The sequence below is a fragment of the Streptomyces sp. NPDC018964 genome (genome assembly GCF_044390325.1).
Lineage (GTDB): Bacteria > Actinomycetota > Actinomycetes > Streptomycetales > Streptomycetaceae > Streptomyces.
The window spans coordinates 329,839-343,398 of record NZ_JBIRYZ010000004.1; the positions used below are offsets into that span (position 1 = coordinate 329,839).

General features: G+C 72.1%; 10 protein-coding genes. 3 read left to right on the forward strand and 7 right to left on the reverse strand.

Going from position 1 to position 13,560, the window contains the following annotated elements:
* Nucleotides 1–200: 200 nt before the first annotated feature.
* The 3 genes from ACH5AO_RS09280 to deoC are packed head-to-tail and all read right to left on the reverse strand — an operon-like array spanning nucleotide 201 to nucleotide 3,479.
* Complete coding sequence (locus tag ACH5AO_RS09280) at nucleotides 201–1,091, reverse strand: aldehyde dehydrogenase family protein (RefSeq protein ID WP_398923398.1); 891 nt, start codon at nucleotides 1,089–1,091, stop codon at nucleotides 201–203.
* Complete coding sequence (locus tag ACH5AO_RS09285; RefSeq protein WP_398923400.1) at nucleotides 1,084–2,520, reverse strand: aldehyde dehydrogenase family protein; 1,437 nt, start codon at nucleotides 2,518–2,520, stop codon at nucleotides 1,084–1,086. Before ACH5AO_RS09285 ends, ACH5AO_RS09280 begins: the two co-directional genes overlap by 8 nt.
* Before the next feature lie 5 nt (nucleotides 2,521–2,525).
* Complete coding sequence (gene deoC / locus ACH5AO_RS09290) at nucleotides 2,526–3,479, reverse strand: deoxyribose-phosphate aldolase (RefSeq protein WP_398923401.1); 954 nt, start codon at nucleotides 3,477–3,479, stop codon at nucleotides 2,526–2,528.
* Between the two features lie 112 nt (nucleotides 3,480–3,591).
* On the opposite strand from deoC, the gene ACH5AO_RS09295 reads away from it, so the two are divergent.
* Nucleotides 3,592–4,278: a PH domain-containing protein gene (locus tag ACH5AO_RS09295; protein WP_398923403.1), complete on the forward strand. Its 687-nt coding sequence runs from the start codon at nucleotides 3,592–3,594 to the stop codon at nucleotides 4,276–4,278.
* 596 nt (nucleotides 4,279–4,874) lie between these two features.
* On the opposite strand, the gene ACH5AO_RS09300 is transcribed toward ACH5AO_RS09295, so the two are convergent.
* The 3 genes from ACH5AO_RS09300 to ACH5AO_RS09310 all read right to left on the reverse strand — a co-directional run bounded on the left by ACH5AO_RS09300 (nucleotide 4,875) and on the right by ACH5AO_RS09310 (nucleotide 8,486).
* The gene (locus ACH5AO_RS09300; RefSeq protein ID WP_398923405.1) at nucleotides 4,875–6,536 is read right to left on the reverse strand and encodes a phospho-sugar mutase; all 1,662 of its coding nucleotides are present in this window, start codon (nucleotides 6,534–6,536) and stop codon (nucleotides 4,875–4,877) included.
* A gap of 593 nt (nucleotides 6,537–7,129) precedes the next feature.
* On the reverse strand, nucleotides 7,130–7,954 hold the full coding sequence (locus ACH5AO_RS09305) for a purine-nucleoside phosphorylase (protein ID WP_398923407.1): 825 nt from the start codon (nucleotides 7,952–7,954) through the stop codon (nucleotides 7,130–7,132).
* A gap of 91 nt (nucleotides 7,955–8,045) precedes the next feature.
* A complete protein-coding gene (locus tag ACH5AO_RS09310) occupies nucleotides 8,046–8,486 on the reverse strand; it encodes a gamma-glutamylcyclotransferase (protein ID WP_398923409.1) in 441 nt (146 codons plus the stop codon).
* A gap of 86 nt (nucleotides 8,487–8,572) precedes the next feature.
* Here ACH5AO_RS09310 and ACH5AO_RS09315 point away from each other — a divergent pair, with 86 nt between their 5' ends.
* The gene (locus ACH5AO_RS09315) at nucleotides 8,573–10,033 is read left to right on the forward strand and encodes an NAD(P)H-quinone dehydrogenase (RefSeq protein ID WP_324617161.1); all 1,461 of its coding nucleotides are present in this window, start codon (nucleotides 8,573–8,575) and stop codon (nucleotides 10,031–10,033) included.
* A gap of 110 nt (nucleotides 10,034–10,143) precedes the next feature.
* Nucleotides 10,144–11,085: a DeoR/GlpR family DNA-binding transcription regulator gene (locus ACH5AO_RS09320; protein ID WP_398923412.1), complete on the forward strand. Its 942-nt coding sequence runs from the start codon at nucleotides 10,144–10,146 to the stop codon at nucleotides 11,083–11,085.
* A 611-nt stretch (nucleotides 11,086–11,696) separates the two neighbouring features.
* On the opposite strand, the gene ACH5AO_RS09325 is transcribed toward ACH5AO_RS09320, so the two are convergent.
* Complete coding sequence (locus tag ACH5AO_RS09325) at nucleotides 11,697–13,469, reverse strand: acetyl/propionyl/methylcrotonyl-CoA carboxylase subunit alpha (protein WP_398923414.1); 1,773 nt, start codon at nucleotides 13,467–13,469, stop codon at nucleotides 11,697–11,699.
* Between the last annotated feature and the right edge of the window lie 91 nt (nucleotides 13,470–13,560).

Below are 13,560 nucleotides of genomic sequence, written 5' to 3' on the forward strand. Positions count from 1 at the left end.
GCCCGGAGCGGCCCCGGTCAGTGGACCGGATGGTGTCGGTGCGTGCCGTCACCGTTCGGTGGTGGGAGCGTTTCTCCAAGCGAAATGCCGCGTGAGCGATATCGCGTCTGGAGGAACGCTCCCATCGTGGTGCCGGGGCGGAGGTCTGGCCGTTGTCCGGGGAGTTCCCGGCGGTGTCGGGAGCCGCCGGGGTCACTCGGTCAGTAGGCGGAGCCCGACGCGCCCAGGGAACCCGTCGGGTGCCAGACCGTCTTGGTCTCCAGGAACGCCGTCAGGCGGTCCGTGCCGGGCGTTGCCGACCAGTCGTCCACAGGCTGTGGACGAAGGACGCGCTTGAGGTTGTCCGCCGCCGCGATCTCCAGCTCCTTCGCCAGCGCCTCGTCGGCGCCCGCGAGGTCGATCGCGTTGACGTCCTGGTGAGAGGCGAGCGGGGTGGCGATCTCCGCCGTACGGCCGGAGAGGATGTTGACGACTCCGCCGGGGAGGTCGGAGGTGGCCAGGACCTCGCCGAGGGAGAGGGCGGGGAGGGGGGACTTCTCCGAGGCGATCACGACCGCCGTGTTGCCCGTCGCGATCACCGGGGCCACCACCGAGACCAGGCCCAGGAAGGACGACTCCTGGGGGGCCAGCACGGCGACCACGCCCGTCGGCTCGGGGGAGGAGAGGTTGAAGTACGGGCCCGCGACCGGGTTGCCGCCGCCGACCACCTGGGCGATCTTGTCGGTCCAGCCCGCGTACCAGACCCAGCGGTCGATCGCCGCGTCGACCTGCGCCGCCGCCTTCGACTTCGACAGGCCCTCGGCGTCGGCGACCTCCGCGACGTACTGGTCGCGGCGGCCCTCCAGCATCTCCGCGATCCGGTACAGGATCTGGCCGCGGTTGTACGCCGTCGCGCCGGACCAGCCGCCGAACGCCTTGCGCGCGGCGACCACCGCGTCACGGGCGTCCTTGCGGGAGGAGAGCGGGGCGTTCGCCAGCCACTTGCCCTTCGAGTCGGTCACCTCGTACACCCGGCCGCTCTCGGAACGCGGGAACTTCCCGCCGACGTACAGCTTGTAGGTCTTCAGTACGGAAAGTCGTGCGTCAGACATCGAGGTACGCCTCCAGGCCGTGGCGGCCGCCCTCGCGACCGAAGCCCGACTCCTTGTAGCCGCCGAACGGCGAGGTCGGGTCGAACTTGTTGAACGTGTTGGACCAGACGACGCCCGCGCGGAGCTTGTTCGCGACCGCCAGGATGCGCGAACCCTTCTCCGTCCAGATGCCCGCCGACAGGCCGTACGGGGTGTTGTTGGCCTTGGCGACCGCCTCGTCCGGCGTGCGGAAGGTGAGGACCGACAGCACCGGGCCGAAGATCTCGTCGCGGGCGACCGTGTGCGCCTGGGTGACGTTCGTGAAGAGCGTCGGGGCGAACCAGTAGCCGGACGACGGCAGTTCGCAGACCGGGGACCAGCGCTCGGCGCCCTCCGCCTCGCCCTGGTCGGCCAGCGCGGTGATCCGGGCGAGCTGCTCGGCGGAGTTGATCGCGCCGATGTCGGTGTTCTTGTCCAGCGGGTCGCCGAGGCGGAGCGTGGACAAGCGGCGCTTGAGGGAGTCGAGGAGCTCGTCGTGGATCGACTCCTGGACCAGCAGGCGGGAGCCCGCGCAGCAGACCTGGCCCTGGTTGAAGAAGATGCCATTGACGATGCCCTCGACGGCCTGGTCGATGGGGGCGTCGTCGAAGACGATGTTGGCGCCCTTGCCGCCCAGTTCGAGGGTGAGCTTCTTGCGGGTGCCCGCGACCGTGCGCGCGATCTCCTTGCCGACGGCCGTGGAGCCCGTGAAGGCGACCTTGTTCACGTCGGGGTGGGCGATCAGCGCGGCGCCGGTGCGGCCGTCGCCGGTGACGATGTTGACGACGCCCTTGGGGAGCCCGGCCTGACGGCAGATGTCCGCGAAGAAGAGCGCGGAGAGGGGGGTCGTCTCGGCGGGCTTCAGGACCACCGTGTTGCCGGTCGCCAGCGCCGGGGCGATCTTCCACGCCAGCATCAGCAGCGGGAAGTTCCAGGGGATGACCTGGCCCGCGACGCCCAGCGGCCGCGGGTTCGCGCCGTAGCCGGCGTGGTCGAGCTTGTCGGCCCAGCCCGCGTAGTAGAAGAAGTGCGCGGCCACCAGGGGGAGGTCCGCGTCGCGGGTCTCCCTGATCGGCTTGCCGTTGTCGAGGGTCTCGAGGACGGCGAGCTCGCGGCTGCGTTCCTGGATGACGCGGGCGATGCGGAAGAGGTACTTCGCGCGCTCGGAGCCCGGGAGCGCCGACCACTTCTCGAAGGCCTTGCGGGCGGCCTTCACGGCGCGGTCGACGTCCGCCTCACCGGCCTCGGCGACCTCGGAGAGGACCTCCTCGGTGGAGGGGGAGACGGTCTTGAAGACCTTGCCGTCGGCGGCCTCGGTGAACTCGCCGTCGATGAACAGGCCGTACGACGGGGCGATGTCGACGACCGAGCGGGACTCGGGCGCCGGTGCGTACTCGAATGCGGATGCCATGGTGATCAGTCCACCGTCACGTAGTCGGGACCGGAGTAGCGGCCGGTGGCCAGCTTCTGGCGCTGCATCAGCAGATCGTTCAGCAGCGAGGAGGCGCCGAAGCGGAACCAGTGGTTGTCCAGCCAGTCCTCGCCCGCGGTCTCGTTGACCAGGACCAGGAACTTGACGGCGTCCTTCGACGTGCGGATGCCGCCGGCCGGCTTCACGCCGACCTGGACGCCGGTCTGAGCGCGGAAGTCGCGGACCGCCTCCAGCATGAGGAGGGTGTTCGCGGGGGTCGCGTTGACGGCGACCTTGCCGGTCGAGGTCTTGATGAAGTCCGCCCCGGCCAGCATGCCGAGCCAGCTGGCGCGGCGGATGTTGTCGTACGTCGACAGCTCACCGGTCTCGAAGATGACCTTGAGGCGGGCGCTCGTCCCGCAGGCCTCCTTCACGGCGGTGATCTCGTCGTACACCTTCCCGTAGTTCCCCGCGAGGAACGCCCCGCGGTCGATGACCATGTCGATCTCGTCCGCACCGGCGGCGACGGCCTCGCGGACGTCCGCCAGCTTCACGGCGATCGGGGCGCGGCCGGCCGGGAAGGCGGTGGCGACGGAGGCGACCTTGACGCCGGAGCCGGCGACGGCCTCCTTCGCCGTGGCCACCATGTCGGGGTAGACGCAGACCGCGGCCGTGGCGGGCGTGGTGCGGTCGGTCGGGTCGGGGCGGACCGCCTTCGCGCCGAGCGCCCGGACCTTGCCCGGGGTGTCCGCGCCTTCCAGCGTCGTCAGGTCGACCATCGAGATGGCGAGGTCGATGGCGTACGCCTTCGCGGTCGTCTTGATCGAACGGGTACCGAGGGAGGCGGCGCGCGCCTCCAGGCCGACCGCGTCGACGCCGGGCAGCCCGTGGAGGAAGCGGCGCAGCGTGCCGTCGGACGCGGTGACGTCGCTGAGAGCGTGTGGTGCAGTGGTGGGCATGGTCACCAGACGAGCATATCTACGCGCGTAGCGGCTGTACAGCCCCGTGCGGGATCGCGTACGGCTTCCACCGCGTACGGCGTCCTCCGAGGCGTCGTGCAGAATCGGGAGCATGACCTCCCCCGAGCACCAGTCGCCCGACCCGGAGCCCACGAAGCCGACCGGGTCCGCGGAGCCCCGGTACCAGGACCGCATCTACCGCTCACCCGCGGCCCTCGTCGGCGGTGTGCTGCTGCTCGCCGTCATCGGATGGCTCGGGGTCGACGCGGTGTTCGCCGGAGAGGGCCGCACCCCGTGGCTGGCCCTCGCCGCGATGCTCTTCCTCGTACCGCTGGTCGTCGCCTACACGCTGCGCCCCGCCGTGTACGTGAACGACGACCGGCTGCGCGTCCGCAACCCGTTCCGCGTGATCGTGCTGCCCTGGGGGCGGGTCGCCTCGCTGCGGTCCGGTTTCACCAACGAGGTCTTCACCGAGTCCGGCGCGAAGTACCAGCTGTGGGCCCTTCCGGTGTCGCTGCGGGCCCGCAGCAAGGCGCACCGGCAGGAGGCGCGGGCCGCGGCGCAGGCCGCCCGCGGGGGCGGTCGGGGCGGTCGGGGCGGCCGGGGTGCGGAGGGCCCGGCCGGGGGGCCGCGGCGGCACGAGAGCGACCTGGCGATGGACGAGATGCGTGAGCTGCACGAGCGGCGGCAGGGTGCCGAGGCCGCGCAGGGCGAGGTGACCGTGCGGTGGGCCTACGAGATCGCGGCGCCCGCCGTCGCGGGGGCGGTACTGCTGGCGGTCCTGTTCGCCGTCGGGTGAGGGTGGGGGTGGTGCCGGGCGGAGTGGGTTCGCCCCCGCCGGTCCTTCCCGTCCCGTCCTCGGGGAATGTGCCTCCGGGGCCCCGTCCTGGTAGTGCTTGGTCAGGTTCATCAGCCGGTGGCGGGTCCGTCTGACCGGGTGTGCCGGGTGAGGGAGTCGGCCGCCGTCCGGGGTGATCTGGAGGACTTCGCGGCGGAGATGTTCGATCCGTTCGCGCGGGTGGATCAGCGCCGGCGGGCGAGGTCTGTCTGTGACGTCCCGCATGAGCTGGTCGAGCATGTTGTCTGGCTGCTGTACGAGCATTGCCGCGCGCGGTACCCGCCGGCGGAAGCTCGGCTGCTTCGACCAGGCGCTGCTCATGCTCCTCCACCTGCTGCGTCAGCCGCACCGTCCAAGCCGTCCATGTCCTGCTGACCTGGGCTGTTCAGGATGAGAAAGGTTCACTGAGCGTTTTCAGGGTGCGGGGTGGGGTGGGGTGGCCGGGGTGCGTGCGACGGTCCAACTCCCCGTGAACCGGCGCATGCTCCGGCGTACGCCTCGATGGACGCCGGAGCATGCGCCGGGGTGTGCGCTCGTGCCGGTCTGCCGTGCGGCTCTCAGATACCGGCCGCGGTGGCGAAGTCGCGCTTCAGCGCCGCCAGCAGGTCGGCCGCGCGGGCCCGTGCCGCCGGGAGGTCGGCGTGCGTGCAGACCGGGACGACCACCTCCAGGTAGCACTTCAGCTTCGGCTCCGTGCCGCTGGGGCGGACGATGACGCGGGCGCCGTCGAGGGTGTAGCGCAGGCCGTCGGTGGGCGGGAGCGTCTCCGTGCCGCGGGTGAGATCCTCGGCGCTGGTGATCGGCAGGCCGGCGAGGCGGGTCGGGGGCCGCTCGCGCAGGCGGCGCATCGCGCCGGCGATGACGGAGAGGTCCTCGACGCGGACCGAGAGCTGGTCGGTGACGTGCAGGCCGTGCTCGACGGCGAGGTCGTCGAGCAGGTCGAGGAGGGTGCGGCCCTCCTCCTTGAGGGTGGACGCCAGCTCCGTGATCAGGAGCGCCGCGGTGATGCCGTCCTTGTCGCGCACGCCGTCGGGGTCGACGCAGTAGCCGAGGGCCTCCTCGTAGCCGTAGCGCAGGCCCTCGGCGCGGGCGATCCACTTGAAGCCGGTGAGGGTCTCGGTGTGGCGGAGGCCGGCCTTCCCGGCGATGCGGCCGAGGAGGCTCGACGAGACGATCGACTCCGCGAACGTGCCGGTCGCTCCGCGGCGCACCAGGTGGGCGGCGAGCAGCGCGCCGACCTCGTCGCCGCGCAGCATGCGCCAGTCCGCGCCGTCCTTGACGGCCGCGGCGCAGCGGTCGGCGTCGGGGTCGTTGGCGATGACCAGGTCGGGGTCGGTGGCGCGGGCCTTCGCGAAGGCCAGGTCCATCGCGCCGGGCTCCTCCGGGTTGGGGAACGCGACGGTCGGGAACTCCGGGTCGGGGTCGGCCTGCTCGGCGACGAGGACGGGCTCCGGGAAGCCGGCCCGTGCGAAGGCGGCGAGGAGGACGTCCTTGCCGACGCCGTGCATCGCCGTGTAGACGGTGCGGGCGGTGCGGGGGGAGTCCTTGGACAGGACCGCGTCCGTGCGGGCCAGGTAGGCGTCCAGGACGGTGTCGTCGAGGGTCTCCCAGCCTTCGGTGGGGCGGGGGACCGTGGTGAGGGACGCCACGGCCTCGATCTCGGCGGCGATCTCCGTGTCGGCCGGGGGGACGATCTGGGAGCCGTCGCCGAGGTACACCTTGTAGCCGTTGTCGCGGGGCGGGTTGTGGCTGGCGGTGACCTCCACTCCGGCGACGGCGCCGAGGTGCCGGATGGCGAAGGCGAGGACGGGGGTGGGGAGGGGGCGGTTCAGGACGGCTGCCCTGAGGCCTGCGCCGGTCATGACGGCGGCGGTGTCCTCGGCGAAGTCGCGGGACTTGTGGCGGGCGTCGTAGCCGATGACGACGAGGCCGTCGGTGTGGCCGTGCTTCTTCAGGTACGCGGCGAGGCCGGCGGCCGCGCGGATGACGACGGAGCGGTTCATGCGCATCGGGCCGGCGCCGAGTTCGCCCCTGAGGCCGGCGGTGCCGAACTGGAGGGTACCGCTGAAACGGGCGGCGATCTCGGTGTGGTCGCCGGTGTCGATGAGGCGGGCGAGTTCCTCGCGGGTGTCCGGGTCGGGGTCCTCGGCGAGCCACGCCTGGGCCTGTGCGATGAGGGCGTCGTCTTGCACGGTCGGTCGGCCTCTCTCGTTGGTCATCGGTCAGGATTTCATGGGGTGCGGGGGGTGTGCCTGCGGCGTGGTGTTCGGGCCGGTGGGGGGTGCGGGGCTTGCGCCTGTGGTGTGGCGTTCGGTCCGGTGGGGGTGCGGGTCTTGTGCCTGCGGCGCCGCTTTCGGTTCAGTGGGGGCGGGTGTAGCGCCCATGGTCGGTGGGTGGGTCGTGGCCGTGTCGGGGGTGTCCGTCCTCGGACCGGCGCGGATCACGTTTCTCGGAGGGGTGCGGGGTGCGGACGCGCCGGCCACTGCGGGCGGCCACCCCCGCCCCGTCCCCTTCCCGCCGTACGCGCCTGCCACTACCGCTACCGCCCCGCCACTCCCGCGGTCAGCCGCATGCCGCCGTTCCCGCGGGCAGTCGTGCCTCCCCCAGTGCCTTAAGGGCCTGGGAGGTACCCCCAGGGCGATGGGGGTACCTCCCGCTCATGGGGGTCCCCCCGCTCGAGCGGAGTCGAGAGTGGGGGAGAAGCCGAGAGTGGGGGAGGCACCCCGCAAGCGCCGGGCTGCGCGAACACCCCCCGACCCACCCCAGCGCGGGGCACGCTGCAAGCGCCAGGTGCGCGAACCGGCCCCGCGCCCTACAGCCGCCCGAGCACCTGCCCCAGCAGCGACCCCATCCGCGTGGCGGAGTCGCGGCCCGCCTGGAGGACCTCCTCGTGGTTGAGCGGTTCGCCCGTCATCCCCGCGGCCAGGTTGGTGACCAGGGAGATGCCCAGCACCTCCGCCCCCGCCTCCCGCGCGGCGATGGCCTCGAGGACCGTCGACATGCCGACCAGGTCCGCCCCGATCACCCGGGCCATCCGGATCTCCGCCGGAGTCTCGTAGTGCGGCCCGGGGAACTGCGCGTACACGCCCTCCTCCAGGGTCGGGTCGACCTCCTTGCACAGCGCCCGCAGCCGCGGCGAGTACAGGTCCGTCAGGTCGACGAAGTTCGCGCCGACGATCGGGGAGGTCGCCGTGAGGTTGATGTGGTCGCTGATCAGGACCGGCTGGCCGGGGCGCATGCCCGCGCGCAGGCCCCCGCAGCCGTTGGTCAGGACGATCGTCTTCGCCCCCGCGGCCACGGCCGTACGGACGCCGTGGGCGACGGCCGCGACCCCGCGTCCCTCGTAGTAGTGCGTACGGCCCAGGAACACCAGGGCCCGCTTCGCACCGATGGCGTACGAGCGGATCTTGCCGCCGTGGCCCTCGACCGCCGGCGGCGGGAAGCCGGGCAGCTCGGTGACCGGGAACTCGGCCTCGGGCGTGCCGAGGGCGTCCACGGCCGGGGCCCAGCCGGAGCCCATCACGAGGGCGACGTCGTGGGTCTCGGCGCCGGTGAGTTCGCGCAGGCGCGCGGCGGCGGCGTCGGCTGCGGCGTACGGGTCGCCCTGGATGTCGTCCGGAAGAAGAGAAGCGTTCACGCGAAGAGGGTATCCGGTATTCGCCTACGCGCGTAGATGTCTGGGCTGACGGGTTGGCGATCGTTGTCTTGTCGTTTCCTGCGAGGGGGCGTCAGCAGGGACGCTTGCGGAGCTCCATCACGTAGTCGTGGGGCGCGCCCGCGGACTCGGCCGCGTCGGCGATCTCGCCCAGGTAGCGGGCCGCGGGGAGGCCGCCCTCGTAACCGTTGAGGACGTACGTCCAGGCAGGCTCCTCGCCGTCCAGGGTGTGCACGCGCACCCGGGTGCGGCGGTAGAGGTCCAGGTCGCCCGCGCCCTCCCAGCGGTCCAGGGGCTCCTCGTCCATCGGGGCGATGTCGTAGAGGGCGACGAAGACCGTCGAGATCGGGTCCTCGACCAGAGTGGCCAGCGCACCCTCCCACCCCATGTGCTCGCCCCCGAACGTCAGCCTCCACCCGTTCAGCCAGCCGGTGGCGCGCAGCGGCGAGTGCGGGGCGCGGCGGGACATCAGCCGCGCGTCGAGATGGGCGGCGTACGCGGCGTAGAGCGACATGTGGGGAAGGGTACGGCAGCCGGAACCGGCGCCACTCCGGTAACAGGGGGGCCACGGCCGAGGCCCCCGGGCGGTCGCACGGTGAAGTGTGCGGGACAATGGAGTACGTGACTCGGATCGTGATCATCGGTGGCGGACCCGGCGGATACGAAGCGGCGCTGGTCGCCGCACAGCTCGGCGCGGAGGTGACCGTCGTCGACTGCGACGGCCTGGGCGGGGCGTCGGTGCTCACCGACTGCGTGCCGTCCAAGACCCTGATCGCCACGGCCGAGGTGATGACCACCTTCGACTCCTCGTACGAGGAGCTGGGCATCATCGTCGCCGACGACACCCCGCCCATGGAGCAGGCCGCCCGGGTGGTGGGCGTGGACCTCGGCAAGGTCAACCGGCGGGTGAAGCGGCTCGCGCTGGCCCAGTCCCACGACATCACCGCCTCGGTGACCCGGGCCGGCGCGCGCGTGCTGCGCGGCCGGGGCCGGCTGGAGGGCATGCAGGCGCTCGACGGATCGCGGAAGGTCGTCGTCCGCGCCGCGGACGGGACCGAGGAGACGCTCACCGCCGACGCCGTGCTGATCGCGACCGGCGGCCACCCGCGCGAGCTGCCGGACGCCCGCCCCGACGGCGAGCGGATCCTGAACTGGACCCAGGTGTACGACCTGGACGAGCTCCCCGAGGAGCTCATCGTGGTCGGATCCGGTGTCACGGGCGCCGAGTTCGCCGGCGCCTACCAGGCGCTCGGGTCGAAGGTGACGCTCGTCTCCTCGCGCGACCGGGTGCTGCCGGGCGAGGACCCGGACGCCGCCGCCGTGCTGGAGGACGTCTTCCGCCGTCGTGGCATGAACGTCATGGCGCGCTCGCGGGCCCAGTCCGCGAAGCGGGTCGGGGACCGGGTGGAGGTGACGCTCGCCGACGGCCGCGTCATCACCGGCTCGCACTGCCTGATGGCCGTGGGCGCCATCCCCAACTCCGAGGGCATGGGCCTGGAGGAGGCCGGGGTCCGGCTGCGCGAGTCCGGCCACATCTGGACCGACAAGGTCTCCCGCACCACGGCTCCCGGCGTCTACGCCGCCGGTGACGTCACCGGCGTCTTCGCGCTCGCCTCGGTGGCGGCGATGCAGGGCCGCATCGCCATGTACCACTTCCTGGGCGACGCGGTGGCCCCGCTGAACCTGAAGACGGTCTCGTCGAACGTCTTCACCGACCCCGAGATCGCCACCGTCGGCTACTCCCAGGCCGACGTCGACGCCGGCAAGATCGACGCCCGCGTGGTGAAGCTGCCGCTGCTGCGCAACCCGCGCGCGAAGATGCAGGGCATCCGCGACGGATTCGTCAAGATCTTCTGCCGTCCGGGCACCGGCATCGTGGTGGGCGGCGTGGTCGTCGCGCCGCGCGCCTCGGAACTCATCCACCCCATCTCGATCGCGGTCGACAACAATCTGACGGTGGAACAGATCGCGAACGCCTTCACGGTCTACCCCTCGCTGTCGGGCTCGATCGCCGAGGTGGCACGGCAGTTGCACACCCGGAAGGCCGGCGCGGAGGCCTGACGGTCCGGAACGACGGCCCTATACCACTTGGTGCGGGGCCGTGCGAACAACTTCTGCTATTCAGCGCAAACTGCTGAAAGCAGACGGTCGTCGGCGTTACTGTCAGTTTCGTGTTCGCTGCAGAACGTCGCCAATTGATCCTCGAAATGGTGCGAGCGAACGGGGCCGTGTCGCTCCGTGAGCTCGCCCGCGTCGTCCAGACCTCCGAAGTGACCGTACGGCGGGACGTGCGCGCGCTGGAGGCAGAAGGACTCCTCGACCGCCGGCACGGCGGTGCGGTACTGCCGGGCGGTTTCACGCGAGAGTCCGGTTTCCCGCAGAAGTCTCATCTCGCGACCGCCGAGAAGACCGCCATCGCCGACCTCGCCGCGAACCTCGTGGAAGAGGGCGAGGCGATCGTGGTCGGCGCGGGTACCACCACGCAGGAGCTGGCCCGCCGGCTGGCCCGGGTGCCCGGCCTGACGGTCGTCACCAACTCCCTGCTGGTCGCCCAGGCGTTGGCCCACGCCAACCGGGTGGAGGTCGTGATGACCGGCGGCACGCTCCGCGGCTCGAACTACGCCCTCGTGGGCAGTGGTGCCGAGCAGTCCCTGCAGGGGTTGCGGGTGTCCCGGGCGTTCCTCTCCGGGAGCGGCCTCACCGCCGAGCGCGGGCTGTCCACGTCCAACATGCTGTCGGCGTCGGTCGACCGGGCACTGGTGCAGGCCGCGGCGGAGGTGGTGGTCCTCGCGGACCACACCAAGCTCGGTACGGACACGATGTTCCAGACGGTGCCCACGGACCTGATCACGCGGCTGGTGACGGACGAGCCGGCCGGGCACGACGAGCGGGCGTCGACCGAGTTGCAGGCGCTGGCCGACCAGGGTGTGCAGATCACTGTCGCGGGGGCGGGGGGTGAGGGGGGTTCGGCGGGACGCCAGCGCCGGGACGTTCCTCTCCCCGGGCCGCGGCGACAGGGGGCCGGCGGGCTGCGTACGGCTGTGCCGCTGGGGGCGGCGGAGTCGGCCCAGGGGGCCGAGCGGGCTCGGGTGGCGGACCTGCGGAGGCGCTGACGGTTCGCTCGGGGGTGCCTCGTGGGCACCCTGCGCTTGCTGCGGGCCGGGGTGGCTTCACAGCCCGGCGTTTCATGGGTGCCCCATGTTGGTGCGGGTCGGGGAGTGTTCGCGCGGCCCGGCGCTGGCGGGGTGCCTCCCCCACTCTCGGCTTCTCCCCCACTCTCGACTCCGCTCGAGCGGGGGGACCCCCATGAGCGGGAGGTACCCCCATCGCCCACCCGTGCCGCCCCGGCGGTACGGCTGCCAGCGGGAGCGGGGGGACGGCGGTACGGCTGCCAGCGGGAGCGGCGGGGCGGCGTACGGCTGCCCGCGCGGCTGATGCGGCGTGCGGCTGCCCGCGGAGGACGGGAGTAGCGGCCGTCAGGCGCGTACGGCGGGAAGGGGGCGGGGCGGGGGTGGCCGCCCGCAGTGGCCGGCGCGTCCGCACCCCGCACCCCTCCGAGAAACGTGATCCGCGCCGGTCCGAGGACGGACACCCCCGACACGGCCCCGACCCACCCACCGACCATGGGCGCTACACCCGCCCCCACCGAACCGAAAGCGGCGCCGCAGGCACAAGACCCTCACCCCCACCGGGGCGAACAGCGGCGCCGCGAGCGGCAGATGCGTCAGTCCTTGATCTCGCAGATCGTCGCGCCGGACGTGATGGAGGCGCCGACCTCCGCGCTCAGGCCCTTGATCGTGCCGGACCGGTGGGCGTTGATGGGCTGCTCCATCTTCATGGCCTCCAGGACGACGACCAGGTCGCCCTCCTGGACCTCCTGCCCCTCCTCCACGGCGAGCTTGACGATCGTGCCCTGCATCGGGGAGGCGAGCGTGTCGCCCGAGACCGCCGGGCCCGACTTCTTCGCCGCCCGCCGCTTCGGCTTCGCGCCCGCCGCCAGCCCCGTACGGGCCAGGGACATGCCCAGCGAGGCCGGGAGCGAGACCTCCAGACGCTTGCCGCCGACCTCGACGACGACCGTCTCGCGGTCGGCCTCCTCCTCCGCCCCCGCGTCGACCGCGGCGGCGAACGGCTTGATCTCGTTGACGAACTCCGTCTCGATCCACCGCGTGTGCACCGTGAACGGTTCGGCCGAACCGGTGAGCTCGGGCGCGAACGCCGCGTCCCGCACCACCGCACGGTGGAACGGGATGGCCGTGGCCATGCCCTCGACCCGGAACTCCTCGAGCGCACGGGAGGCCCGCTCCAGCGCCTCCTTACGGGTGCGCCCGGTCACGATCAGCTTCGCCAGCAGCGAGTCCCACGCCGGCCCGATCACGGAACCCGACTCCACGCCCGCGTCCAGTCGTACACCCGGCCCCGACGGCGCGTCGAAACGGGTGACGGTACCGGGAGCCGGCAGGAAGTTCCGCCCCGGGTCCTCACCGTTGATCCGGAACTCGAACGAGTGCCCCCGCAGCACCGGGTCGCCGTACCCCAGCTCCTCACCGTCGGCGATGCGGAACATCTCCCGCACCAGGTCGATGCCGGCGACCTCCTCGGTCACCGGGTGCTCCACCTGCAGACGCGTGTTCACCTCCAGGAAGGAGATCGTGCCGTCCAGGCCGACGAGGAACTCCACCGTGCCCGCGCCGACGTAGCCGGCCTCCTTCAGGATCGCCTTGGAGGCGGAGTACAGCTCCTCCATCTGGGCGTCCGACAGGAACGGCGCCGGCGCCTCCTCCACCAGCTTCTGGTGGCGGCGCTGCAGCGAGCAGTCACGCGTGGAGACCACGACCACGTTGCCGTGACTGTCGGCCAGGCACTGCGTCTCCACGTGCCGCGGCTTGTCCAGGTAGCGCTCGACGAAGCACTCCCCGCGACCGAAGGCGGCGACCGCCTCGCGCACCGCGGAGTCGTACAGCTCCGGCACCTCCTCCAGCGTCCGCGCCACCTTCAGACCGCGCCCGCCGCCACCGAAGGCGGCCTTGATCGCGATCGGCAGCCCGTGTTCCTCGGCGAAGGCGACGACCTCCTCCGCACCGCTCACCGGATCGGGCGTACCCGCCACCAGCGGAGCGCCCGCGCGCTGCGCGATGTGCCGGGCGGCGACCTTGTCACCCAGGTCGCGGATCGCCTGCGGCGGCGGACCGATCCAGATCAGCCCCGCGTCCAGCACCGCCTGCGCGAACTCCGCGTTCTCGGAGAGGAAGCCGTACCCCGGATGGATGGCGTCCGCGCCCGACTCGCGCGCGGCGTTCAACACCTTGTCGATGTCGAGGTAACTGGTGGCCGGAGTGTCACCGCCCAGGGCGAACGCCTCATCCGCCGCGCGGACATGCAGAGCGTCCCGGTCCGGGTCGGCGTAGACGGCAACGCTCGCGATTCCGGCATCCCGGCAGGCCCGGGCCACGCGGACAGCGATTTCGCCACGATTGGCGATGAGCACCTTGCGCACGATTGAGGCTCCCTCCTTGAAACAAGCCGAGTTTAGGGACTGCCGACACGGCACTTCGACCCGTCCCCACTGGTGAGCTTGCCCACACGGA